At 64.1% G+C, this 22,962-nt stretch carries 19 protein-coding genes, 1 tRNA gene and 1 pseudogene; 13 read left to right on the forward strand and 8 right to left on the reverse strand.

The window, feature by feature from the left end; translation table 11 throughout:
* The first annotated feature begins 122 nt into the window (after window positions 1-122).
* The 6 genes from radC to KHN96_RS05960 all read left to right on the forward strand — a co-directional run bounded on the left by radC (window position 123) and on the right by KHN96_RS05960 (window position 5,487).
* Window positions 123-617 (forward strand): RadC family protein, encoded by a 495-nt coding sequence (gene radC / locus KHN96_RS05935; RefSeq protein ID WP_003140985.1) that lies wholly within the window; start codon window positions 123-125, stop codon window positions 615-617.
* A 164-nt stretch (window positions 618-781) separates the two neighbouring features.
* On the forward strand, window positions 782-1,231 hold the full coding sequence (locus tag KHN96_RS05940; protein WP_115044029.1) for a TIGR03757 family integrating conjugative element protein: 450 nt from the start codon (window positions 782-784) through the stop codon (window positions 1,229-1,231).
* Window positions 1,228-2,172 carry a TIGR03756 family integrating conjugative element protein gene (locus KHN96_RS05945; RefSeq protein WP_016446146.1) on the forward strand — a complete coding sequence of 315 codons (945 nt, stop codon included), beginning with the start codon at window positions 1,228-1,230 and terminating at the stop codon, window positions 2,170-2,172. Before KHN96_RS05940 ends, KHN96_RS05945 begins: the two co-directional genes overlap by 4 nt.
* Before the next feature lie 10 nt (window positions 2,173-2,182).
* Window positions 2,183-3,589 (forward strand): integrating conjugative element protein, encoded by a 1,407-nt coding sequence (locus KHN96_RS05950; RefSeq protein ID WP_115044027.1) that lies wholly within the window; start codon window positions 2,183-2,185, stop codon window positions 3,587-3,589.
* Window positions 3,586-3,939, forward strand: coding sequence for a hypothetical protein (locus KHN96_RS05955; protein ID WP_003292115.1), 354 nt, complete (start codon window positions 3,586-3,588; stop codon window positions 3,937-3,939). The genes KHN96_RS05950 and KHN96_RS05955 overlap by 4 nt, the downstream gene beginning before the upstream one ends.
* Window positions 3,940-3,954: 15 nt before the next feature.
* Complete coding sequence (locus KHN96_RS05960; RefSeq protein WP_115044025.1) at window positions 3,955-5,487, forward strand: conjugal transfer protein TraG N-terminal domain-containing protein; 1,533 nt, start codon at window positions 3,955-3,957, stop codon at window positions 5,485-5,487.
* 28 nt (window positions 5,488-5,515) lie between these two features.
* Here KHN96_RS05960 and KHN96_RS05965 read toward each other — a convergent pair whose 3' ends face one another.
* Window positions 5,516-5,878 (reverse strand): DUF3742 family protein, encoded by a 363-nt coding sequence (locus KHN96_RS05965; protein ID WP_425314432.1) that lies wholly within the window; start codon window positions 5,876-5,878, stop codon window positions 5,516-5,518.
* 229 nt (window positions 5,879-6,107) lie between these two features.
* Here KHN96_RS05965 and KHN96_RS05970 point away from each other — a divergent pair, with 229 nt between their 5' ends.
* The 3 genes from KHN96_RS05970 (at window position 6,108) to mobH (ending at window position 9,833) form a co-directional block, all read left to right on the forward strand.
* Window positions 6,108-6,866, forward strand: coding sequence for a type IV toxin-antitoxin system AbiEi family antitoxin domain-containing protein (locus tag KHN96_RS05970; RefSeq protein WP_181817645.1), 759 nt, complete (start codon window positions 6,108-6,110; stop codon window positions 6,864-6,866).
* Complete coding sequence (locus KHN96_RS05975; protein ID WP_045786225.1) at window positions 6,859-7,779, forward strand: nucleotidyl transferase AbiEii/AbiGii toxin family protein; 921 nt, start codon at window positions 6,859-6,861, stop codon at window positions 7,777-7,779. The genes KHN96_RS05970 and KHN96_RS05975 overlap by 8 nt, the downstream gene beginning before the upstream one ends.
* A gap of 203 nt (window positions 7,780-7,982) precedes the next feature.
* Window positions 7,983-9,833 carry a MobH family relaxase gene (mobH, locus tag KHN96_RS05980; RefSeq protein WP_115044019.1) on the forward strand — a complete coding sequence of 617 codons (1,851 nt, stop codon included), beginning with the start codon at window positions 7,983-7,985 and terminating at the stop codon, window positions 9,831-9,833.
* Window positions 9,834-9,859: 26 nt separating this feature from the next.
* Here mobH and KHN96_RS05985 read toward each other — a convergent pair whose 3' ends face one another.
* Complete coding sequence (locus KHN96_RS05985; RefSeq protein WP_003282197.1) at window positions 9,860-10,159, reverse strand: helix-turn-helix domain-containing protein; 300 nt, start codon at window positions 10,157-10,159, stop codon at window positions 9,860-9,862.
* A gap of 106 nt (window positions 10,160-10,265) precedes the next feature.
* On the opposite strand from KHN96_RS05985, the gene KHN96_RS05990 reads away from it, so the two are divergent.
* The gene (locus tag KHN96_RS05990) at window positions 10,266-10,892 is read left to right on the forward strand and encodes a substrate-binding domain-containing protein (protein WP_025991876.1); all 627 of its coding nucleotides are present in this window, start codon (window positions 10,266-10,268) and stop codon (window positions 10,890-10,892) included.
* Here the strand turns inward: KHN96_RS05990 and KHN96_RS05995 are convergent.
* The 3 genes and pseudogenes from KHN96_RS05995 to KHN96_RS06005 all read right to left on the reverse strand — a co-directional run.
* Window positions 10,837-11,070: pseudogene (locus KHN96_RS05995) on the reverse strand (Tn3 family transposase); the annotation flags it as partial. The gene KHN96_RS05990 and the pseudogene KHN96_RS05995 overlap by 56 nt on opposite strands.
* Before the next feature lie 3 nt (window positions 11,071-11,073).
* Window positions 11,074-12,153: a signal peptidase II gene (gene lspA, locus KHN96_RS06000; RefSeq protein ID WP_013721907.1), complete on the reverse strand. Its 1,080-nt coding sequence runs from the start codon at window positions 12,151-12,153 to the stop codon at window positions 11,074-11,076.
* Window positions 12,150-14,552 (reverse strand): heavy metal translocating P-type ATPase, encoded by a 2,403-nt coding sequence (locus KHN96_RS06005; RefSeq protein WP_013721908.1) that lies wholly within the window; start codon window positions 14,550-14,552, stop codon window positions 12,150-12,152. Before KHN96_RS06005 ends, lspA begins: the two co-directional genes overlap by 4 nt.
* A gap of 81 nt (window positions 14,553-14,633) precedes the next feature.
* Between KHN96_RS06005 and cadR the strand changes: the two genes are divergently transcribed.
* Window positions 14,634-15,077, forward strand: a complete 444-nt coding sequence (gene cadR, locus KHN96_RS06010; protein ID WP_013721909.1) for a Cd(II)/Pb(II)-responsive transcriptional regulator — start codon at window positions 14,634-14,636, stop codon at window positions 15,075-15,077.
* A 35-nt stretch (window positions 15,078-15,112) separates the two neighbouring features.
* Here the strand turns inward: cadR and KHN96_RS06015 are convergent, their stop codons facing one another.
* The 3 genes from KHN96_RS06015 to KHN96_RS06025 all read right to left on the reverse strand — a co-directional run bounded on the left by KHN96_RS06015 (window position 15,113) and on the right by KHN96_RS06025 (window position 18,154).
* The gene (locus KHN96_RS06015) at window positions 15,113-16,966 is read right to left on the reverse strand and encodes a tyrosine-type recombinase/integrase (protein WP_023085019.1); all 1,854 of its coding nucleotides are present in this window, start codon (window positions 16,964-16,966) and stop codon (window positions 15,113-15,115) included.
* A gap of 238 nt (window positions 16,967-17,204) precedes the next feature.
* A tRNA-Gly gene (locus tag KHN96_RS06020) sits at window positions 17,205-17,278 on the reverse strand.
* 162 nt (window positions 17,279-17,440) lie between these two features.
* On the reverse strand, window positions 17,441-18,154 hold the full coding sequence (locus tag KHN96_RS06025; protein ID WP_147282534.1) for a hypothetical protein: 714 nt from the start codon (window positions 18,152-18,154) through the stop codon (window positions 17,441-17,443).
* A gap of 484 nt (window positions 18,155-18,638) precedes the next feature.
* Here KHN96_RS06025 and KHN96_RS06030 point away from each other — a divergent pair, with 484 nt between their 5' ends.
* Window positions 18,639-21,413: a type VI secretion system Vgr family protein gene (locus tag KHN96_RS06030; protein ID WP_062737767.1), complete on the forward strand. Its 2,775-nt coding sequence runs from the start codon at window positions 18,639-18,641 to the stop codon at window positions 21,411-21,413.
* Window positions 21,410-22,957, forward strand: coding sequence for a hypothetical protein (locus KHN96_RS06035; protein WP_062737766.1), 1,548 nt, complete (start codon window positions 21,410-21,412; stop codon window positions 22,955-22,957). Before KHN96_RS06030 ends, KHN96_RS06035 begins: the two co-directional genes overlap by 4 nt.
* Window positions 22,958-22,962: the final 5 nt, after the last annotated feature.

A 22,962-nucleotide genomic window follows, 5' to 3' on the forward strand; every position in this document is an offset into this window, starting at 1 on the left:
GAACAGCCACCGCATCCGCGGTGGTGGATGCCCGCTCGTCACCTGTTCCATCCCCATCGTCCCCCGGAGGGTTTGCCCTCCTGGGGCAGGCGCCCTCCGATCTCATCCATTGGAGGTTCGCCATGTCTCTTGCCATCGCCGACTCCCGCCCGGAGTCGCTCACCCTGATCGCCGCCCAGCACGAAGACTGGATCATCCAGCAGGCCATCACCCTGCTGGAGAACCGCGTGTTCAAGGCCGGTCCGGCGCTGGGCAGTCCCGCCGCCGTGCGCGACTACCTGCGCCTGAAACTGGTCGCGGAGCCGAACGAAATCTTCGCCGTCGTGTTTCTCGACAACCAGCACCAGGTGCTCGCCTACGAGCCGCTGTTCAAGGGCACGGTCGACCAGACTTCGGTGTATCCGAGGGTGGTGGTCCAGCGTGCGCTGGCGCTCAACGCTTCGGCGCTGATCCTGGCGCATCAGCATCCCTCGGGGAACACCGAGCCCTCGGCCGCTGATCGTGTGATCACCGAGCGGCTGAAGAGCGCCCTGGCCACCGTCGATGTCCGGGTGCTGGATCACTTCATCGTCGGCAAGGGCAGCCCGTACTCGTTCGCCGAAGCCGGCTTGTTGTAGCAGCACCCCACGCGCATTCATTTCATCACCACGGGAGCCATTGGCTCCCGTTTCCTTTCGCCGGTGCGCAGGAAATCGGGACTGACCGGTTTCGGTTTCTTTGTCGTTCCCTGAACTGCGTTGCGCTCGACTACGAGTCTGCATCGACTCCGCGGAGGCGCGACATGCCGGCTCATTCCCTCAACCTTCCTGCTGTCTCGCGGCGCCCCCTGTCCGCCAGGCTGGCCGCTGGACTGTGCGCCGCGCTGCTCGGTCCCATCGCGGCGGCCGCCGATGTGCTCGTCGTCACCGACAGCCGTCATTCGGTGCAGGCCCCGGCCGGCGTGCGGGTCATCGAGCTGGACCACGCCACGCGCATCGAGGTCGAACTCGCCGCGCACCTGCCGGCCGACCCGCAACAGGCCGCAGCGGCGGTGCGGCAGCGGTTGCATGACGGCGGCGAGGCGCTGCAGCGCCGCATCGGCCATGCCTACCAAGGTGTCGCGGATGCCTGGGGACTGGGCATCGCCAAGATTCCCGCCGTGGTGGTCGATCGACGCTACGTGGTCTACGGCGAGCCCGACGTGCCCCGCGCCGTCGCGCGCATCAACGCCTACCGGAGCACGCAGCCATGAGCCTCCTGCTGGCATCCCGGCGCCTGCGCGCCACCGTCGCCTCGCTGCTGCTGAGCACGGCCACGTCGACGTTCGCCCTGGACACCGCCACCATCGTCTCGTCGGCGCTGTCCCCCGACTGCCTCGAATACCGCGTGGTCGGTATCTGCTACTGGCTGTACTGCACGCCCTTCGGCTGCTCGGTTCGCACTTCCGTCAAGGTGCGCCACTACGTCCCCGATGCGGTGGTGTCGAGCTACTCGAACACCGGAGAAAACCCGTGGCAGGAAGTCAGGGCGATGAGCATGCCCAACCCGACCGCCAAGGCTGGCGGTGACGGCACGACCAATCACGACAACGAGAACAACCTCGCCAAGTTCAAGAACGCCGATGTCATCGGCCATCCGGCCGGGCTGGTGTTCAGCCAGTTCGCCAGCGCCTCCGGCTACACCTGCGAAGGCGCTGGCACGGCCTTCATGCCGTATCTGCTGAGCACGCTCGACACGATCGCCTGGCGCTACAACATCCCGGAAGCGTTCTACCCCGAAGCGCTCATCCCCGGCCGGCGCGAAATCGGTACGCGCACCGGCCTGAACCTCTGGGGCAACGTGTATCCCCGCGGTGGCTTCCTGCACCAGACCGACGACCACAAGAGCGGCGCCGTGGTCGCGCAGCGCGCGGGCGACATCGTGACGCGCCGCAACCAGATTCACGTGTATCAGCCCCTGCTGGCCAACGCCCGCGACGGCTACTGGCCGGCCGGCGCGCTGATGGAGACCGACGCCTCGACGGGCAAGTGGCAGGAGCTGACGCCCACGCTCTCGAACAGTTGCGTGGTCTTCCCGCACAGCCGCACCCGCGTGCAGGCCCAGCAGGGCGACTACGCCTGGGCCTTGTGGCGGCCGTACTCCTGCTGCCGGCGCCGTGGCCAGGTCTTCCTCGGCAGCGTCGATTTCATGTGAGGAACCCACGATGACCGCCTCCCTCCCTCACTTCCTGCGCCGCGCGAAGTCGCCCCTGCAGGCCACGCTGCTCGTGGCGGCCATCACGCTGGTCGTCGGCGTCGCCTGGGCGCAGACCCGCATCGACCCCAATGGCGTGAACGTCAGCGGCAGCGTGATCGGCGACGACGTGCTCTACAGCATCGGCGGCGGCCGGGCCGTGTCGATGGGTGGTGCCGGCAACATGCAGAGCATCGGCGTCGGCGTCGGCTGGAACAGCAACCTGATCTGCGGCGACATGAGCATCACCACGACGCTGCAGAACCAGCTCAACGGCATCACCAACGGCTTCCAGACGATCATGAGCAACGTGATCCAGAACGCCACCAGCGCCGTGGCCTCGCTGCCGGCGCTGATCATCCAGCGCGCCGACCCGGGCCTGTACAACCTGCTGACCAACGGCATCCTGCAGGCGCGCCTGGATTTCGACCGCTCGAAGATGACCTGCCGGGCCATCGCCAATCGCATGGCGGACATGGCCGGCGGCCAGGCCGGCTGGGACCAGCTCGCCGAAGGGATGGCGCTGCGGGATGCGGTCAGCAGCACCGATGCCGTCTCCGCCATCGAGCAGGCCGAGTCCAACAAGGGGAACAACGGCGTGCCCTGGGTCGGCGGCGGCAACGCGGGCGGCTCCGGCCAGAGTTCGATCAAGGTGGTCGGCGACGTGACGCGCGCGGGCTACAACCTGCTCAACGGGCGCAGCGCCACCGATACCTCGTCGATCGCGCGCAGCGCCTGCGGCAACCGCCTGACCTGCCAGACCTGGTCGTCGCCTGGCGCGGCCGCGGCCTTTGCGAACCGCGTGCTGGGCGAACGCGAGCAACGCACCTGCGAAAACTGCACGAAGACCCAGACCACGCCTGGCGTCGGGCTCACGCCAGTGATCCAGGAAGAGTACGAGACCAAGCTGCAGGTGTTGCAGGAACTGGTGACGGGCGCCCGGCCGACGACACTGGCCAATCTCGACGCGGCCGGCAGCAGCTCGCTGCCGATCACCCGCGGCGTGATCGAGGCCCTGCGTGACGAGCCCGACCAGGACGTGCTGGGCCGGCGCCTCGCGTCCGAGGCTGCGCTGTCCAGCGTGCTGGAGAAGGCCCTGCTGCTGCAACGCACGTTGCTGACCGGCAAGAAGGAGCCGAACGTCGCCGCCAACGAGCTCGCCGTGCAGGCGGTGGACCAGGAGAACAGCGCGCTGGAGCAGGAGATCAACAACCTCAAGACCGAGCTGGAGCTGCGCCGCACGCTGGCCGGCAACTCGGCGATGGCGATCATCCAGCGCCACAGTACCCGCGCTGCCGGCTCGCGCGGCGTCTTCGAGGGCGACACCACGCGCGACCGTCTGCGGGAAGTCCAGAAGCCGCGGAGCGGTACGCCATGAGCCGGCTCGCCTGGCTGCGGCTGCCATGGCTGTTCAACCGCCGCGTCGGCGTGGCGCTGCTGTGGACCTTGCTGGTGGTCGCCGCCGCGGTGGCGGTGAACATCGCCGGCATCCACGTGGTCGGCGGCGTCGAGGGCTGGCAGCACTGGCTGCAGGCGCACGCCGGCCACTTCTTCGTGTGGCGTCTGTGCCTCTACGGAGCGACGGCTTACGGCTGGTGGTGGATGCGTCGGCGCCTGTTGCGGCGGGAGCCGTCCCGCGAGACGCATCAGCGCCTGCTGCGCACGGAGATCGCGGCCGTCATCGCCGTGGTCGCGCTGGAAGCCAGCCAGCTGCTGCGGCACGGCTGAGACCGGGAGGCAGGCATGACGCTCTACACCACGGACTACCTGGAGTATTACCTGACCCTGGTGGCTTGGGTGGTCAACAACGGCATCTGGAGCATCCTCGTGGCCAGCGGCGTGTTCGCGCTGCCGTTCGTGGCCATCGTGATCCAGGAATGGCTCAAGGCCCGCAGCGAAGGTGCGGACGAGGGCAACAAGGGCGTGCTGTCGTCGATGCGCATCGAGAACCGGGTGTGGGTGGCGATCGTGGTCATCATGTTCGCCGGCATCCCGTTCATCCCGGTGGATCTCGCCACGATCAGGTTCGACACCACGCGCTCCGCGCAATGCCAGGTCAGTGTCCCGCTGCCCAACGACACGGGCTGGTCCAACGTCTACACGGCGCTCAACGACCAGAGCGCGCTGGTGCCGGTGTGGTGGTTCTTCATGCACGCGCTGTCGAAAGCCGTGACGGGCTCCGCGGTGGCGGCGATTCCCTGCGGCACGGACCTGCGTCAGATTCGCATGGATGTGGATGCCACGCGCATCGACGATCCGGTGCTGGCACAGGAGGTCGCCGACTTCACGCACGACTGCTACGGGCCGTCGCGCGCCAAGCTGTTCATGAACCGGCCGACGCTCTCCGACGAGCAAATGAACGACGTCACCTGGATCGGGTCGAGTTACTTCCTCGACACGCCCGGCTTCTATGACACCTATCGCGCCAAGACCCCACGCACGGCCTGGCCCTACGACGCGACCCGCGATGCAGGGTTGGCACAGGTGGACAGCGGCGGCGGCTATCCGTCCTGCCGGCAGTGGTGGGCCGATGGCGGCCAGGGACTGCGCAGCCGGCTGCTGGCACAGGTCGACCCGGACCTGCTGACCCGCATCGGGCGCTGGGTGGGCTTCCTGTCGTCGAGCGAGGTCAATGACTCCGTGATCCGCGCCGTGGTCTCACCGAGGCAGCAGAAGATGAACCAGGGCGCCGTCTACACCGACTACGGCGGCCAGATCGACAAGACGCTGCCGAACATCGTCACGCGCGGCGCGAGCGACCTGGGGCTGACCGTCGGCTCGCTGGGCTTCTTTCCGGCGATGGACGTGGTGCGCCAGGCGCTGCCGATGGTGCTGACGATGCTCAAGATGGCGCTCGTCATCTGCATCCCGCTGGTGCTGCTGATCGGCACCTACGACCTGAAGACGGTGGTGACGGTGAGCTGCGTCCAGTTCGCGCTGTTCTTCGTGGACTTCTGGTTCCAGCTCGCGCGCTGGATAGACAGCACGATCCTGGATGCGCTCTACGGCTGGGGGTTTGGCGCGGACAGGCCGCACACGAACTTCGATCCGCTGATCGGCTTGAACAACGCCTTTGGCGACATGCTGCTCAACTTCGTCATGGCGATGATGTTCATCGTGCTGCCGACGTTTTGGGTGATGGCACTGGCCTGGGCTGGTGTACGGGCAGGCAATATTCTTGGAGCGCTTACCGTCGCTACCGGCGACGCAAAGGCGGCTGGAGGTAGTGGCTCTCGCCTTGCGATGACGGCTGCGTCGAAAGGCGGCGCGAAGTAAGGCGCATCCTTTCGCACCGATGGGGCAGCTACGACTCGTCAGAGTCGCCCATGTCGTGGCGCCACTCGTTCTTGTCGTACAGACCATGGCCGGAGTGTCCTTCACGCCACTCTGGCTGGTTCTCATCATCCGCATCGGCGTTCCGCGCGAGCCATGCGGCGACCACCGCAAAGGCAAGCAGCAGGACGAGCCAGGATACGGTGCAGAGCAGCACGCCAAGTACGGCCAGCTTGACGATCCAGAGCACCGCCGTGGTCGCGCCCGCAGGCACCCCGCGCGTCACCAGCCAGCCGGCGACACGCTGCTCGCGGCGCAGGTATCCACGCCAGGCACGGCCAGCCCCCCGGCCCAGCCGGTGGCTCCAGCGCCCGTTGTGCGTGTTGGTGGTCATGCTCATATGCCTCGGCTTCAGTGGTGCCTCACCTCGCGGAGCGGCCGGTCGTGGCCTGCCCTCCAGCATAGACCGCGATCAGGAGGGCGGGTTGCGGCCGGCAGAGCCGGGTTGGCTCGGGTCGTAGGTCGATTAGATTCTGCACGATAAATAAAACCTTATGCTACTTTCCATGCACGTTCTTGCAATGGCTCTAGGGGTCGATTGGATTCTGTGTTATTTTTATAGCATGGATGGAAATTCTCGGCACCAGGTAATCAAGCGACTGCAGGCGGGACTCTCCCGTGGGGCGCCGTTCGACCTTGCCACCCTGAGCCAGTTCGGGGTGTCGCCCCAGCTCGCCGCCCACTATGCCGACGGCGGGTGGCTCGTGCGCCTGGCCCATGGCGTCTATGCCTTCCCGAACGATGAGTTCGGGGTCTACGGTGCGCTGAAGTTCCTGCAACAGCGCGTGCCCGGCCTGCACGTCGGCGGCAAGAGCGCCCTGGCCCTGCAGGGGGTGCAGCACAACCTGGGCAGCCGGGAGGCGCTGGTGCTGTGGGGCGACGGTCGTTTCGCGTTGCCGGCCTGGTTCACCTCGCGCTTTCCGGCCCGCTACGTCCACGCCCGCCTGTTCGACTGGCCGGACACGGCGCTGGCCAGCAAGACCCTGACCACGCCGCCTGGCCTGCCCGAGGATCTGCGGGTGGCTGCCTCCGAGCGTGCCGTTCTGGAGCTGCTGTACGAAGCCGGCGTCAAGCAGAGCCTCGAAGAGGCCCGCAACGTCTTTGATGGACTGCGTTCCCCCCGCAAGGACTTGCTCGGGCAACTGCTGTCCTGCTGCGCCAGCGTGAAGGCCGTGCGCCTGTTCCTGACCTGGGCGCGCGAGACCAGCCTCGTGGATGTCGATGCCCTGCTGGAGCAGTACCCGGTTCGCACCGGCAGCAACACGCGCTGGATGAGCCGGCTCGATGACGGCACCTTGCTGAGCCTGAGACCTCATGGATAAGACCTACGCGGACACCGTTCGCCTGCTGCTGGCCGTCGCGCCCGACGTGTTCGCCAACGACATCTTCGCCATGAAGGGCGGCACGGCCATCAACCTCTTCGTGCGGGACATGCCGCGCCTGTCGGTGGACATCGACGTGGTGTACCTCCCGTGGCAGACGCCGCGCGACGAAGCGCTGCAAGCCATCAACCAGGAGCTGGCCGCCATCGCCACGCGCGTTGCACCACTGGGCGTGCAGACACGCCTGGTTCGCGCCAAGGACCTGGGAGACACCAAGCTGATCGTCGAGAACGACGCCAGCCAGGTGAAGATCGAGGTCAATGTCGTGTTCCGCGGCAGCGTGCTGCCCGTCGAGCGGCGGCCGCTGAGCGCCAAGACCAGCGATCTGTTCGGCGTCGAGTTCGAGCTGCCGGTTCTGGCACCGGACGAGCTGTACGCCAGCAAGCTGGTGGCCGCGCTGGATCGACAGCACCCCCGCGACCTGTTCGACGTGTGGCAGCTCTACGAATCGGGCGACATCAGCGACGGCATGGTCGAGTGCTTCGTGATCTATCTGGCGGGCCACAACCGGCCGCCCCACGAAGTGCTGTTCGGCAACGACAAGGACATCGCCGGCGAGTACGAGCGGGCCTTTGTCGGCATGACGGAAGTGGACTGCTCCCTGGAGATGCTGCTCGATGCTCGCGCCAGGCTGCGGCGCGAACTGCCACAGCGACTGAGCACCGCGCACAAGCAGTTTCTGAGCGGGCTGGTGCGCGCAGAACCGGACTGGTCGCTGGTGCAATGCCAACACGCCGCTCAACTGCCGGCACTGCGCTGGAAGCTGAGCAATCTCGAAACCTTCCGCAAGCGCCGTCCCGACGACTTCGCAGCGCAATCCGCCGCCCTCGACACCGGCTTGGGCCAGAGCTGACGAACATCCCGCAGCTTCCGGCTTGCCGGGATTGCCCCATGCCGCATTCATCGTGGCACCCGCGCAGCAGCGGCCCTATACCCAAAGGCTTCCGACAAAGGCCAAAGGGCTGGGAAGGGGCAAAGGAAGGGCGCCAAGGGGAAAGGCCCTATCCTGAAAAGGCCAAAAGGCGCCCCCGAGCAGCCCGTCATCCGGGGTTCGCCATGCTCTCGCTGTTCCAGCGCAAAAGGGTGCCACCCACCGCCGGCACGCCGCCCACCTCCGCCATCGAAACTCCGAAAGGGTCGATGCGGCCGGAGTCGGCCGCATCGCTGCTGGCCACGCCGCGCCGGCAGAAACTGCTGGAACACATCTGGCAGCGCACATCGCTCTCGCGCCGGCAGTTCGCCACGCTCTACCTCGCCCCACTGGAGCGCTACGCCGAGCTGGTCCAGCAGTTCCCGGCCTCCGAGAACCACCACCATGCCTATCCGGGCGGCATGCTGGACCACGGCCTGGAGATCGTCGCCTATGCGCTGAAGCTGCGGCAGTCATACCTGCTGCCTGCGGGCGTCACGCCGGAGGCACAGGCGGCACAGGCCGAAGCCTGGACCGCAGGCACGGCCTACGCGGCCCTGCTGCACGACATCGGCAAGATTGCGGTCGATCTGCACGTCGAGCATGCCGACGGCAGCGTTTGGCATCCCTGGCACGGCCCGCTGCGAAAGCCCTACCGCTTCCGTTACCGAAAGGAGCGTGAGTACCGCCTGCACAGCGCCGCCACCGGGCTGCTCTACGCGCGCCTTCTCGATCGGGACATCTTCGACTGGCTCAGCGGCTATCCCGACCTCTGGGCCGCGCTGCTCTACGTGCTGGCCGGCCAGTACGAGCACGCCGGCACGCTCGGCGAGCTGGTCGTGCAGGCCGACCAGGCATCGGTCGCCCAGGAACTCGGCGGCGATCCCAGCAAGGCGCTGGCGGCGCCCAAACATGCGCTGCAACGCAAATTGCTCGACGGCTTGCGCTACCTGCTCAAGGGAGCGTTCAAGTTGAACCAGGCCGGCCCGGCGGACGGCTGGCTGACACAAGACGCCTTGTGGCTGGTGAGCAAGACCGTCTCCGACAAGCTGCGCGCCCATCTGCTGTCGCAGGGCATCGACGGCATCCCGGCGAGCAACACGGCGGTGTTCAACGTGCTGCAGGATCACGGCATCGTGCAACCGACGCCGGATGGCAAGGCGATCTGGAAGGCTACCGTCACCAGCGACGCCGGCTGGTCGCACGCCTTCACCTTCCTGAAACTCTCGCCGGCGATGATCTGGGATGCCGCCGACCGGCCGGCGCCGTTCGCAGGCCGTGTGCAGGTCGAAGAGGAACAGGCGGAGCCGACGCCGCAGGCGACAACGGTGGCCGATGGGCCGCGCGCCGAAGGCATCGAAGCTGCATCCGCGAGCACGGCGCCGATCGCATCCACAGCCACGGATACCGGCGTGGCCGCGCTACTCGACCTGCTGGGCGACACCGCTCCACCCACGGCACCGGAGATCCCGAGTTCCCCTGTTGCCGAGCCCGAGCCGGCCCCTTCGACCGTGCCCCCGCCGCAGATGAGCCTCGCGCCTTCCCAGGATCGCACGGAGCCCTCCGGGGCGCACTTCATGGCCTGGCTGCGTCAGAGCGTCCAGACGCGCAAGCTCATCATCAACGACGCCAAGGCCCTGGTGCATACCGTCGCCGGTACGACCTATCTCGTCAGCCCCGGCGTGTTCCAGCGCTACGCGCAGGAGTACCTTCAAGTCGCCGCGCTAGCCAAGCAGGAGAAGCTGGAGGGGTGGCAGTGGGCGCAGAAACGCTTCGAGAAGCTGGGACAGCACCGCAAGCAGCCGAGCGGGCTGAACATCTGGACCTGCGAAGTCACGGGGCCGCGCAAGTCGCGCCGGCTGCACGGCTACCTGCTCGCCAGCCCGGATGCGCTGTTCCAGGAGACGCCGCCAGACAACCCATACCTGCGGCTCGTCAACGAGGCCGCAAAGCGCGAAGATTCAGCCCTTGGGGGCAAGGACGACGATCAGGCGTAGGCATGCGGCCGCTGTGCGGGCCGGCTTCAATCCGCGGATGGGGCCGACTCTGCCAGCTTGGCTTCGGTCAGAGTCATCAAGTGGGCGGAACTGCATTTCAGCGCACGGGCAATCTTGAGGATGAGAGGTAGCGTGGGGACATGCTCGCCGCGCTCGATCTTGCCCATGTGCGACCGTTCGATGCCGGCCATGTGGGCCAGCGTTTCCTGAGCGATACCCTGGTTGGTTCTTTCTTCCCGCACGGCAGCCCCAAACGCGATGGCTGGTTCCGCTTCGTAGGTAGTGGTGCCGGTGGGGCGGCCCCTTTGGATCGAACGCTTTGGCATTGCCAAGAGCGTCGAACACGGTCACGATTTAAACCACGTTAAACTTAACTCATTCAACGGCTTCGAGATCAGTTGCCACGAGTTCACCGCCTGGGGGGAGCTGGACGTGGAATCGAGTGACATCACCGCCGAAATTCGCATGGCCGTCCTCGGCGAATGGGTGCCTCCCCAGCTCGCCGACGTGCTCGCCCTGCAGCGCGCCGAAGAGCCGGAGACTCATGCCGTCCTGGCCGGATGGACAGATCCCGGTCGAGGCGCGGAGCTGCCGGGCGACGGCTTCGACTTCGCCTTGTCTGCGGCTGCCCGGCAGTGGCCTGGCTGGATATGCGAGCCGCTGTGGCATGACACGCTGGCGGTCGCCGTGGCCAAGCGCTCCCACCTGCTGGCCTACCGTGAAGTGCCGTGCGAGGAAGTGCTCAAGCAGCCCTTGATCTGCTCGCAGTCCACGGCCGATGAACCATGGCGCGTGACCGTGCAGCGCGTGTTCGAAAACGCGCTGCAGGAGCGGGAGCAAACGGTGGAGACATTCGATGTGGCGATGACGCTGGTTGCTGCCGGGTACGGGATCGCCATTGCGCCTGCCGCGAGACTGGCGAGCTACCTACGCCGAGGCATCGCCGTACGGCCGCTGGCCGGCGCACCAATGATCGTGATGGCTTACCTGCTCCGCCGCAACGCTACCTTGTCGGACACCCAGGCAAGATTCGCCCGACGAGCGCGCTTGGTGTCCTGACTGATGCGCTGGCCTTCCCATTGATGCGTAACGGCCGGAACTGCACGTCTTCGGCCCTCCGGCTCTGCCGCCATACGTAGTCGCCGATCAAATTGATGTGCTCCCAGCCCAGCGGCGACAGGTATTGCAGCAACCCGTCGTCGATCCCGTTGCCGGAGTCGCGCAGCGCCTGCGTCGCAGCTCATCCTGACAACAATCTACCCTTGTTACCCTTGTCTCGAATTTCAAGGAACCTAGCGATCAAACAGCCGACTCCGATGGAGATCGCAACATCGGCGAGGTTGAACGCGGGCCAGTGCATGCCCTGCCAGTGGAAGTCGAGGAAGTCCACAACCTGACCGCGCAGCAGGCGATCCACCACGTTGCCAAGTGCCCCGCCAAGAATGAGGCTGTAGCCGACGGCTTCGAAGCGCGGCAGCGTCTGCTTCAGTTGTCGGATGAGCCAGACCGCGACGAGCAGTCCTAACGTGATGAAGAAGTAACGTTGCCAGCCACTCGCTCCGGCCAAAAAGCTGAACGCGGCGCCCGGATTGAGCACATGCACGAGGTTGAAGAACGGCGTGATCTCGACCTGTTTGCCATAGACGAACGCCCGTTCGATCGAGAGCTTGGCTGCCTGATCAGCAGCAACCGCTGCCGCAGCCACCCCGTACCACGGCAAGGCCGGCGCGAGCAGCCCCTTTGCGCGCGCCGCAGTGGCGAACGAGATCAGCCACCGCGAGAGCACGGTGCAGCCCAAGCCCAGCCCCCAGCCTGCCAGCACGTCGCCCGGGAAGTGCATACCTGCCGCCATGCGTGACCAGCCAACCAGGGCGGCATACATCAACAGGCAACCGCGACCGCGCCAGGCCAGCAGCGGCCACAACGCAGCGGCCACCAGCGCCGCGTAGGTCGCGTGCCCGCTGGGCAGGCTGTAATGCAGCTCCACAGCGCCGATGACATGCACCGCTGCGCCCAGCACCGCATGCGGGCGCGGAAAGTCGAGCCACCACTTCAAGGCCGACGCCGCCGCCAAGGCCAGCAAGAACGCGACGCCGAAGTGCAACAAACGGCTCCGCACTAGCCGAACGCGGGCCGGATCGGAAGATGCCTTTGACCATGCCCATAGGCCCAGTACGGTTAGGGGCGCGGTCCAGTAGCTGCCGATTAGGCTGAAGAGCGACGCCAGCGGCCACAGCACTGCGGGCGTCCCAGCATTGATCGCTTGAAATAGCGCGAGATTCAGACCGGCCCAGTCATACAGCACGAATTTCCAACTCATCGGCGCAGCAGCCTCAAGCCATTGCCCACCACCAGCAGGCTAGCTCCCATGTCGGCGAACACCGCCATCCACATGGTCGCGTGGCCGGTGAAGGTGAGCACCAGGAACACGGCCTTGATGCCCAGCGCAAGCGCGATGTTCTGTGTGAGCACCTGTGCCGTGGTGCGGGACAGCCGCACGAAGGTCGGAATCTTGCGCAGGTCATCGTCCATCAGCGCCACGTCGGCCGTCTCGATGGCCGTGTCGGTGCCCGCCGCGCCCATCGCGAAGCCAATGTCGGCACGAGCCAACGCCGGAGCGTCGTTGATTCCATCACCGACCATGCCGACCCCGCCGGACTGGGCAAGCGCTTCGATCTCGCGCAGTTTGTCATCGGGGAGCAGGTTGCCTTGTGCGCGGTCGATCCCGGCCTGTGTGGCAATCGCCTTGGCGGTGTGTGGGTTGTCGCCGGTCAGCATCATGGTCTGGATGCCCAGCGCGTGCAGTTCGGCCACGGCGCTCCGGCTGCTGTCCTTGATGGTGTCGGCCACTGCCATGAGCGCCTGCACGCCCTCGGGCTCCACCAGCATCACCGCCGTCTTACCCTCGGCTTCCAGTGCGGTGATGCGTTGTTCCATTGCGGGGGAGCAATGTCCCAGCTCGTCGAGCATCCGATGGTTGCCGAGGTGATAGGCCACTCCGTCGATCACGCCGCGCACGCCTCGGCCGGGCAATGCGGCGAATTCCGCGACTTCGCGCAGCGCCACGCCGTCGGCAAGGGCGGCTTGCGCGATTGCCTTGGACACCGGATGGTCGGAGCGGCTGGCCAGGCTGGCCGCGAGACTACGGGCGTGCTGGGGCGAAGCGTTACCCAAGGCAACGAAGTCGGTCTGCGCGGGCTTGCCGTGGGTGATGGTGCCGGTCTTGTCCAAGGCCAGCCAGCGCAGCTTGCGGCCCTCTTCCAAATACACGCCGCCCTTGATGAGAATGCCGTGGCGTGCCGCTGCGGCCAACCCGCTGACGATGCTGACGGGTGTCGAAATCACCAGCGCGCACGGGCAGGCGATCACCAGCAAAACCAGCGCCCGATAGATCCAATCCAGCCATGCCGCTCCCACAAAGAGCGGCGGCACCAGTGCGACGACCACGGCCAAGGCGAATACGGCGGGCGTGTACCAGCGCGCGAACTGATCCACGAAGCGCTGGGTCGGCGCGCGGCTGCCTTGTGCGGCCTCCACCGCATGAATGATGCGGGCCAGCGTGGAGTTGTTCGCCAGCGCCGTGACACGGTACTCGAACGAGCCTGACTCGTTGAGGGAACCCGCAAAGACGGGATCGCCTAGGCCCTTGTCGACGGGCAGACTCTCCCCGGTGATCGGCGCTTGGTTCACGGTCGAGCGGCCTTCTACGACCTCCCCATCGAGGGCGATGCGTTCGCCAGGCCGCACTCGCACCCGGCTGCCGATCGCAACCTGCTTGGCATCCACCTCGCGCCATGAGCCATCAGGCTGTTGCACCGTGGCTCGCTCCGGGGCCAGATCGAGCAGCCCCGCGATGGCGTTGCGGGCGCGGTCCAGCGACTTGGCCTCGATGACCTCGGCCAAAGCGAACAACACCATCACCATCGCCGCCTCCGGCCAGTGCCCGATCAACATGGCCCCGGTGACGGCAATCGACATCAGGGCGTTCATGTTGAGGTTGCGGTTCTTGAGGGCAATCCATCCTTTCTTGTAGGTGGACAGGCCACCGGTGAGGATGGCGACCAGAGCCAGAACCATCACCGACCAATGATTGCCGCCTTGGAGCCAGTACACGGCCTCCGCCGCAACAGCGGCGACTAGCGAGATGCCGAGCGGCCACCAATGGGTCGTGGTCTGCCCCGGTGCTGATGACGCAGGCGTGCGGTTGGCTTCTTCGAGCACTTGGGCCTCGAAGCCGAGCGATTGCAGAGCACCCAGCACGTCAGGCAGCACGGCTGGGGCATGGCGCACGGTGAGCGTGCGTTGCATCAGGTTGAAGTCGAGATCGATCACACCGGCCAGCGTGGCGAGATTGCTGCGGATCAGCGCCTCCTCGGACGGACAATCCATCTTGGCGATGGCAAGGCGGGTGGTCTGCACCGCCGAGCGGTCGTCCTGTCGCACCGCCTGCATATCGACAGCCGCCAAGGCTTGTTCCACGGGGGCCAACGACGCCAGGGTGTGCCGCACGGTCAAGGTGCGCCGCATCAGGTTGAAATCGAGCTCCACCACGCCGGGCACGCCGCCCAGCTTGCCCCGGATCAGCGCTTCTTCCGTGGGGCAGTCCATGTTCTCGATGTGATAGACGGCAACCGCCACCCCGGTAGTGGCGCTGGTCTGTGTTTCTGATTTGAGAACGGGAGCATCAGCACAACCGTACCCGCTTGATCCGCAACTCATAGCAATTCCTCGGCGTCGTCATTCGTTCAAATGCATTAAAATCCCTATAGTGGCTATAGGGTCAAGCATTGGAGGACCAGCATGGAAATCAGGATCGGCGAACTGGCGCAGCGCACGGGATGCGAGGTCGTGACCATTCGTTACTACGAAAAGGAAGGGCTATTGCCTGAGCCGGCGCGAAGCAGCGGGAACTATCGGCTGTACGGCGAGGAGCAAGTCAAGCGCATGCAGTTCATTCGCCACTGCCGTTCGCTGGACATGTCGCTGGGCGAGATTCGGACCTTACTGAACCTGTGGGACAGCCCCACCCAGGATTGCGGAAAAGTGAATGCCCTGCTGGATGACCATATCCGGCAGGTGGAGGCGCGGGTCGAGGCGTTGTTGCAGCTAAGGCTGCATTTGACGGCCTTGCGTGAAAAGTGCGCCGGCGCACGACCCGTCGAGGCGTGCGGCATTCTTCAAGGGCTCGTGAATTGTTCTTGCCATACCGTCAGCACCCGAGACGAGGCCAGCGCTGGCGTTTAGCGTACGATTTTTCCCAAATTCTGTGGCTTCCCCTGCTAGGCGACCCCGACTCGCGGCGGGGTCCATTCGCTTTCCTTCACGGCCGTGCTCACTGCCATGGCGAGCTTGTCGAGATTGCTGGCAGTCACGCCCTCCAGTGCCGAACGCCCCCGCAGCATCGAGCGCGGTTGCAGCAGTGCATGGTAGATCTGCCAAGGGTCCGCATCCCTGGTCAGCTTCAGGACGGACTGGATCAGCTCGTGCTTGAGCGGGTCGAGGTGCCAGTCCGGCACGCGCTGGCCGCGGTTGCCTACGTTCAAAGCCAGCAAGTTGCCCGCCTTGATCTCGTAGCTGATCCACCTGCGGGATTTGCCTGCCATCTTGGCAAACGCAGCGACGGGAAGGTTGTGCGGCGCTTCGAAGACATCGAACAGCTCCATCCGCTCGCGCTGAATGTCCGAAGGCACCAGCGGCGCGGCCGATCGAGGGGGCGGAACCGCCGGCAGCCGATGTGCGGCGGCAGAAACCAACGGCATGGCGTCACCCGGCTTTGTCACGAGCAGGATTGGCGAAGCAGCAACCGGCGTAGAGGGGGCGTTTGCGGTTTGCTCACTCGGGAATGCGGGCACGCCTTCCAGATGCACGGTGAGGGGCATGCTGGCCGCCTCGACCTGGTTCTGCTCGAAGAGGTCGAGCCGATCGGCCCAGTCCTGCATCATGCGGCGACGCTGCTCCACGTACTCGGCATGGTTGTAGGTCGCGCTGACCTTGTTGGGATCGACGTGCGAGAGCTGTGCATCCACCCAGACTTTCGGGTAGCCGATCTCGTTGAGCGCAGTGGACATCGTGCCGCGGATGCCGTGTCCGGTCAGGCGTTCCTGATAGCCCATGCGCTTGAGGGCACCATTGAGGGTGTTCTCGCTGATGCGCTTCTTCAAGTCGCTGTCGTGCCGGAACAGGTGGCGCTGGGCCGGCTTGAACTCATCGAGCAGGTGCCGGACGATCTCCATGGCCTGAATCGACAGCGGCACGATGTAGGGCGGGATGTCCTTCGCCTGCTGCCGCTTCTTGCGCATATCCAACTGGAGTTGCTTCACGACGTCGGGCGGGATGATCCACAACCCACGGTCCAGATCGAATTGATCCGGCATCGCCTGTCGCAGCTCGCCGGTTCGCACGCCGGTCAGCAGCAATAGCCGCAGCCCGAGCTGGGTCTGCCGCCTGCCGCGATAGCTGCGCAGCCGCTGCAACAGCTTCGGCAGCTCGGCCATGCGCAGGAACGGGTTGTGGTTGACGGGTGGCAGCGGCAGCGCCACCACATCGAGATCGGAGGCGGGGTTCTGCTCCAGGCCCGGCACGATCACCAGCGCGTAGCGGAACAGTTGGTTGAACCACGTCCTGACTTTCTCGGCGACGGAGAGCGCCCTGCGCTTCTCGATCTTGGCGATCACCTCCAAGAGGTCGGGACGCTTGATCTCATAGATCGACCGCTTGCCCAGGGCGGGCAGCACATCTTTGTCGAAGATGCGCGGAAGTATCGAGAGGGTCGTCTGCCGGCCTTCCTTGAGGCTGAGCCCGCGATGCTTGAGCCACTTGCGATACACCGCCTCGAAGGTGTTTTCGTCGGCGAGCCGGACAGCGGTGCGCTTCTGCTTGCGGTGAACGCGAGGATTGGTGCCTTTGGCCAGCAGGGCGCGCGCTTCGTCGCGCAGGCTGCGGGCCTCGCGAAGCGTCACCTCCGGGTAGGTGCCGAGCGACATCCGCTTCTGCTTGCCCGCCCAGTAGTAGCGGAAGTGCCAAGTCCTGCCCCCTGCAGCCGTGACGGCCAGGGAGAGGCCATCCAAGTCAGGGAGGGTGTATGCCTTGCCAGTTGCCTTGGCCTGTCGAACGGCCAGGTCTGAGAGTGCCATGCTCTTGCTCCTGAACATGAGTCAGGAACCAGATGCTGGTCACGTCGACCTCGCCCCTCCATCAACAATCCGGAATCAGCCGCGCCCGCAAAAATGGACTTGTTTGTGGACTTAAAAGTCCCGGCTGTAGATGGATCGCAGTGGACCGCGGCAGAACGTCAAAGAGAGGAAAAGTCCTTGTGTGGCAACGACTTGCAGACTCTCTTGGACTTCTGCGGAAGTCCGCAGAATGATGCAGTGGAGCGGGCGATGGGAATCGAACCCACGGCTCTAGCTTGGGAAGCTAGGGTATTACCATTATACGACGCCCGCGTAGCCCCACATTCTATGCGGGGTTGCGGCGGTTCGGCAAGCTGAGAGCGTGGAGGGTGGCGTGAAAAGTGGCGCCACCGCCACTCCGCTCGCTGCATTCGCTGGCGCCTGTCTCCCCCCTAAACCCCCTGGCTCGCTAGCAAGTAGCGTAGCAGGAGCAGTTCAATCATAGCCCCTGCAGATGCTGGCGCTCGCGAGACCATGGTTGTCTCTGCAAAAGATGCGCATTGCCTCGCCAGGTGAGTTCGAAGTGGTTGGAATCCAATAATTGCTTACCACCAAATACTTGACGGTTACCAGAGTCGATCGAAGCCCGATCCAAGTCAAAGCGTGCTCGAGTGACGACAGTATTGGATTGGAGGACTCGATTTCATATTGAATGCTAAAAATGGCGGCGTCCGGTTCCATCCAAGGGCGGTCAGACAGTGGAGGTAAGCGGAACTTTTTCTCTGAGTTTGCCAATATTTTTTGTCCGTCAAGCTCTTCGTACGCTGCCGCAGGAATGTAATTTATGTTCCCACCGGGAAGTTCAACCTTACCGTCCGGCGTGATATTCGCGTATAGGTCTTGGGTTGTGTGGTAAACGAGCTGCTGCGAGGGTGCGCTCACGCGAAAGCGCTTGACTACTTTGTCAGATGGAGTGGCGTTCTTGAGCTGAAATTCATAGCCGCGATTGAGTGCCTGCACGAACTCAAGCGACACGTCACCTACCAGATACTGATAGGCCCCAGTCGCCAGCAAGGCAGAGATACCCGAGCCAACAAGGAACTTCCATGAGCCGGCAAACCCTTTGCTTTTTCGTTCATTATCTCGTTGGGGTTGAGTGCTGCTGCCGGCGCCGGTATTACCAATTCTCTTCTTTCTCTTTTTTCTCATAAAGTGGTTTCGTTCATGCCTATTATTAATGCTGGATTGATGTGATGGTAAAATCTATTGCGAGAGTCGTGTGTGTTTTATTTTGTCAGGCAAATTTTTGTGCGCGGCAAGAGTGCCGCCCTCCCCATGTTTCCATTTGATATATGCAGAACTGCGTGAGTAATGTTGTCCGTTACAGCGGAGACTTGGCGGTGGTGGGTAGGGGTTTGGCAGATAACTGTGTTATTTGTATTGCTATATGCGTGACTTATCTGCTCGAATGTTGATCGTTTGATTTATTGTTTCCATCCCTTGAGGGTGGGGCTATGCATGATTCGGGTGGATGTTCGCAACACTAAAGTCTGTGTTTCGCAAGTCTTATTATTAAGGTTTGGTAACCATTGGTGAGTATTTGCTGTTTGTGTTCGTAATCTTCGTACCCCTAAAATAATCGGTTCTGAAAAATCGATGCGTGGTGTCCCATAACGCTACCATCCCTGAGCCGATGTACCTGCCACAATCCGCACTGTCGGCGTTATCGGGCCTGCTCGGCCAGCACACCCGCCAAATCACCATTGAGACAGCACTGACCACGGATAACTTGGTCGTGGAGCGCTTCACTGCGAAAGAAGCGGTGTCTGCGCCGTTCGTGCTGCACGTGGATTGCCTGAGCCCATCCGCCCACCTCGATACCGCTAAGCTGGCTACCGAGGAAATCACGCTGCGTCTCATGCTGCCCGATGGCAACCGGCGTGCATGGCATGGTTATGTGGTGGGCTGTGCCGCGCTCGGCGGCGATGGGGGTCTTGCACGCTATCGGTTGACTGTCGGTTCTTGGTTCGACCGACTGCGCACGCGCACGGACTGCTACGTCTACGAAAACAAGACCGCGCTGGAAATCATCGAAGAGGTCTTCGCCGACTATCCACTCGCGCATTTCCGTTTGGCGGTGAGCCAGCCAATGAGGAAGCGCTCCATCTGCTGCCAGTACCGCGAAACCGACTTCGCGTTTGTGGAACGCCTGCTAGCAGAAGAGGGCTTGTCCTACCGGTTCGAGCACCAGCAAGGCGATGCATCTCAATCCAGCGATGGCAAGGCGGCGCAATCCCGCCACTGCCTGGTGATTTTTGACAACGACGCCGAACGACCGACCTGCGCACAGCCGGAGATTCGCTTTCACCGCGTGGATGCCACCGAGCAGGAAGACGCCATTGAGCGCCTTTCGCGCACGTATACCGTTGGCACCAATGCGGTGACGCTCGCATCGTGGGACTACAAGGCGCTGGCAGCAACGTCAGCACAAGCGAGTGCTGATGATCCCGGTGGCGAACTGCCGACGCTGGAGTGTTTCGAGGCTTCCGGCCCCTATCGATTCAAGGATGCGAAAGGCGCTGACCACGCTGCGCGTCTACGCATGCAAGCCCATGAGGGCGGCTACCTTCGCTATCAGGGCCAAGGCAGTGTGCGCCAGCTTGGCGCGTGTCAGCGATTCAAGCTCACGCAGCACTTCGATAGCGGTCACAGCGAGTTCGTGACGCTCCAGGTCGAGCATGACGCCGCCAACAACCTCGGCGCCGACCTTGCCCGTCTGTTGGGCACCACGGAAATCGAATCGGGCAGCTACCGGAACCGCTTCACCGCCGTGCCGGCTGAGGCTCCCATCGTTCCTGTCTATCGTCGTCGCCCCACTGCACCGGAAGGGCAAGTTGCCGTGGTGACTGCCGACGATGGGGCACCGCTCACAACGGACCGCGATCACCGCGTGCGTGTCCGTTTCCCATGGCTGCGCGCGCCAGATGCGAGCGCCTTCCGCGACCCAGACAGCAGCGACCGCAGCCAAGTCACCGCCTGGGTGCGTGTGGCCACTGCGAGCGCTGGCCCAAACTGGGGTGCCAACCACTTGCCGCGCGCCGGAACGCAGGTGCTGCTGGCCTACATCGACGGGGATACTGATAGGCCGCTGGTGGCAATGCAGTTGCACAGCCAGCAGGACGCCTTACCGTGGCCGGCTGCCGATGCGCCGCTGGGACAGGTCCTTTCCGGCTGGCACTCGCAGGGGCTCGGTGGGGAGGGCTACAACCAGTGGGTAGTCGATGACCACCCCGGCCAGCTACGGATGCGGCTGGCAAGCTCCACCGCCAACAGCCAACTCAACCTTGGCTATGTGATGTCGCACGGCGCGACCGGTGGCGAGCGGGGTAGCTGGCGTGGCACCGGGGCGGAACTGCGCACCGATGCGTGGGCGGTGGTCCGCGCTGGCGGGGGGCTGCTGCTCTCGACCACGGCACAACCACGGGCAGGCGGAACATTGCTCGACGCGCACGAGGCACGCGGTCAGCTCACAGCAGCGCAGAAGACCGCGCAGCGCTTGTCCGATGCCGCATCGAGCCAACAGGCATTGCCGCTGGCGGCCAACGAAGCCTTCGACCCGCTCACACAGGCGTTGGACCCCGCCCAGGATGGCCACTACGACAGCAACGTCAATGGGCAGGATGCAACGCAGCCGAACAAGGCACCGGTAGAACGCTTCGGCCAACCCTGGCTGGCGACAGAGTCGCCCACCAGCATTGCGCTCGCCTCGCAGGCAACCACCACCGTCTACGCAGGCCGACACTTGCACGGCACCGCTCAAGGAGACTGGCATCTCGCCGCTGGCAATGTCATTGCCGCTGCAGCGGCCAAAGGTGTGAGCCTGTTTGCGCAGCGCAATGGGGTTCGGGTGATTGCCGAAGGTGGGCCGGTCTCCATTCAGGCCCACACCGATGCGCTGGCAGTGCTCGCTGATAAAGCCGTCACCGTGACTTCCTCTGCGGCTTCGGTCGAAATCCTGGCACAGCAGAACATCGTGTTGCATGGCGGGGATTCGATGATCCGGCTGGAGGGCAATGCCATCACCTTCGAGACGACCAAGCTGGACGTGAAGGGGGCAGGGCACCCGCTGATCGGGCCGGGTGGGCAGGCTGCGACATTGCCGGCGTTGCCTGTGGGAGCCTTGGGTGAGCCCTCGCACTTCATCGAACTGAACCACCACTACGACGATCTGGAGCCCGTCAAAGGCGCGCCCTACAAGCTGCACTTCAGCGACGGGACCACGATCTCCGGCAAGGTGGATGGCAACGGCTTCGCTCGCCATGAGGGCGTCCCGCCAGGTGAAGCCAAGGTCGAATGGGGTGAAGACGCACGCAAATGGGCAGCCGAGTCGCAACGCACCAATGACCGCTTTGGCGCTGCCGCCGACGCTGACTCTGCCATCGCCCTCGTCAAAAGCTTGTTGTCATGATCGCTCGCACCATTCCCATCACCCAGGTCAAGCCGGACCTGAAGGACTCGCTGCGCATGGCCGTGGCGGAAATCGAACGTTTCCTGGCGATGTTCTACCCGGCCGAAGCGATCGACCAGACCCACGCTGCAAAGGCCATCGCCGGCCAGTGGCTGTCACGCGTCAAGGGCTTCCACGAGGACGACGACTTCCTGCACCTCGTGCGCGACTTCCTGAGCTATGTGCTCAGCGGTGGGGAGCACTCGCGTATCTCGGATCAACTGGCCTATTACTTCTCCGGATTCATGCCGAGCTACGGCTCGGCCTGCATCCTGCTCGGCATGGTCGCCGACGGGTTGCCTTGGTCTGAGGTGCAGGCGTTCATGCACAGCCAGTCCTACGGCAATGCTCGCGAGTACATCGAGACCTTCGATTGGGCCAGTGGACGCAAGCGCGCCGACGCTGAAGTGGATGCGTGGCTGGCCATCCTGAGAGAGCAAGACACCCGCCTCCAAACGGCAATGACGGGGGAACCCGTACTACTAGCATTTGCCCCGCCAAGCGCTACGCCGAATGGGCCGGTCACGGATGTGCCCGCTCGTGGACCTCTACCCGCGCCACGCCCTCCTGTGCCTGTCGCGTCACCGGAACCCGAAGCGCAGATGGCGCGCAGGCTGGCGCCTTCGCTGATTCGAATCGCCAAGGTTCCATCCATATCGCTATGGCCTCTCTTGCTTCTTTTAGTCCCGGCTAACGCCCTCAGGAAGAATACCGAGGACGAGGACATGCGGAAGCTGCACGAGCAGTATGCGCGGCAACAGAAGCTTGTCGTGCGTGACACGCAGCAGAAGGCAGAGGCCACGACCGATCAGACCAACAACGAGTGCAAGGCTCAGATCAAAGAAAACCAGAAGAATGGTGCGGTTTGCGAGAATGACGGCTATGTGCTGATGGAGTCGGCACTCCAGTACAAGCGCTTGGTGAATCCGCCCAAGGGTAGAGGGCTTGATGGTCTGTTTGAGAAGCTGCCGGCGTTTGATCAGCCTGCGCCGATGCCTGAGACCGTGACCGTACCCAAGCCGGGGAAGCTACTGTTCATCCCCACGGACAAGAAGCCGCCCCGGCCCGAGTATGACTACGTGGCGACGGCGCTGAAAAAACCCGCCGCGCCGACGTATCCAAAATTTGTGGTGCTTGAGGCCAAACACATTGCGAAAGCTCTTGACCCCTCCGATCCTGAGAAAATTTCGAAAGAGGCCAAAGCGCGACTGGGCAACACATGTGACGGGTTGCAGATGAGCGAGCCATGGACTGAGAAGCGAATTCCGCAGGCGCTTGCACGCAAAGATTCCGGCCTCAATCCAGCTCAGCAAAAGCAGAAGCGTCAGGAGATAACCGATGCCGAATATGCGCGTTGGCTCTTCGTGTGCCTACCCGGCCCTGTAGGCTCAGCCCAGCCATCGAAGCTGTTTGTATTGATTGATGTGGTCGCAACCGGATTGGACTTGGAGAGTCGCGCTCCCAAAGCGAGAGCCCCGCGTCCCAATAGCGGCAATGAATTGTAGGAACC

Source organism: Ralstonia mannitolilytica, from assembly GCF_905397375.1.
Lineage (GTDB): Bacteria > Pseudomonadota > Gammaproteobacteria > Burkholderiales > Burkholderiaceae > Ralstonia > Ralstonia mannitolilytica.

Coding starts and splice junctions, on each gene's coding strand:
- KHN96_RS06025 (WP_147282534.1), bottom strand. CDS start 18,154: ATGAGAAAAAAGAGAAAGAAGAGAATTGGTAATACCGGCGCCGGCAGC.
- KHN96_RS05955 (WP_003292115.1), top strand. CDS start 3,586: ATGAGCCGGCTCGCCTGGCTGCGGCTGCCATGGCTGTTCAACCGCCGC.
- KHN96_RS06015 (WP_023085019.1), bottom strand. CDS start 16,966: ATGGCACTCTCAGACCTGGCCGTTCGACAGGCCAAGGCAACTGGCAAG.
- mobH (WP_115044019.1), top strand. CDS start 7,983: ATGCTCTCGCTGTTCCAGCGCAAAAGGGTGCCACCCACCGCCGGCACG.
- KHN96_RS05950 (WP_115044027.1), top strand. CDS start 2,183: ATGACCGCCTCCCTCCCTCACTTCCTGCGCCGCGCGAAGTCGCCCCTG.
- KHN96_RS05945 (WP_016446146.1), top strand. CDS start 1,228: ATGAGCCTCCTGCTGGCATCCCGGCGCCTGCGCGCCACCGTCGCCTCG.
- KHN96_RS05960 (WP_115044025.1), top strand. CDS start 3,955: ATGACGCTCTACACCACGGACTACCTGGAGTATTACCTGACCCTGGTG.
- KHN96_RS06035 (WP_062737766.1), top strand. CDS start 21,410: ATGATCGCTCGCACCATTCCCATCACCCAGGTCAAGCCGGACCTGAAG.
- radC (WP_003140985.1), top strand. CDS start 123: ATGTCTCTTGCCATCGCCGACTCCCGCCCGGAGTCGCTCACCCTGATC.
- KHN96_RS05965 (WP_425314432.1), bottom strand. CDS start 5,878: ATGACCACCAACACGCACAACGGGCGCTGGAGCCACCGGCTGGGCCGG.
- KHN96_RS05985 (WP_003282197.1), bottom strand. CDS start 10,159: ATGCCAAAGCGTTCGATCCAAAGGGGCCGCCCCACCGGCACCACTACC.
- KHN96_RS05975 (WP_045786225.1), top strand. CDS start 6,859: ATGGATAAGACCTACGCGGACACCGTTCGCCTGCTGCTGGCCGTCGCG.
- lspA (WP_013721907.1), bottom strand. CDS start 12,153: ATGAGTTGGAAATTCGTGCTGTATGACTGGGCCGGTCTGAATCTCGCG.
- cadR (WP_013721909.1), top strand. CDS start 14,634: ATGGAAATCAGGATCGGCGAACTGGCGCAGCGCACGGGATGCGAGGTC.
- KHN96_RS05970 (WP_181817645.1), top strand. CDS start 6,108: ATGGATGGAAATTCTCGGCACCAGGTAATCAAGCGACTGCAGGCGGGA.
- KHN96_RS05940 (WP_115044029.1), top strand. CDS start 782: ATGCCGGCTCATTCCCTCAACCTTCCTGCTGTCTCGCGGCGCCCCCTG.
- KHN96_RS06030 (WP_062737767.1), top strand. CDS start 18,639: ATGTACCTGCCACAATCCGCACTGTCGGCGTTATCGGGCCTGCTCGGC.
- KHN96_RS06005 (WP_013721908.1), bottom strand. CDS start 14,552: ATGAGTTGCGGATCAAGCGGGTACGGTTGTGCTGATGCTCCCGTTCTC.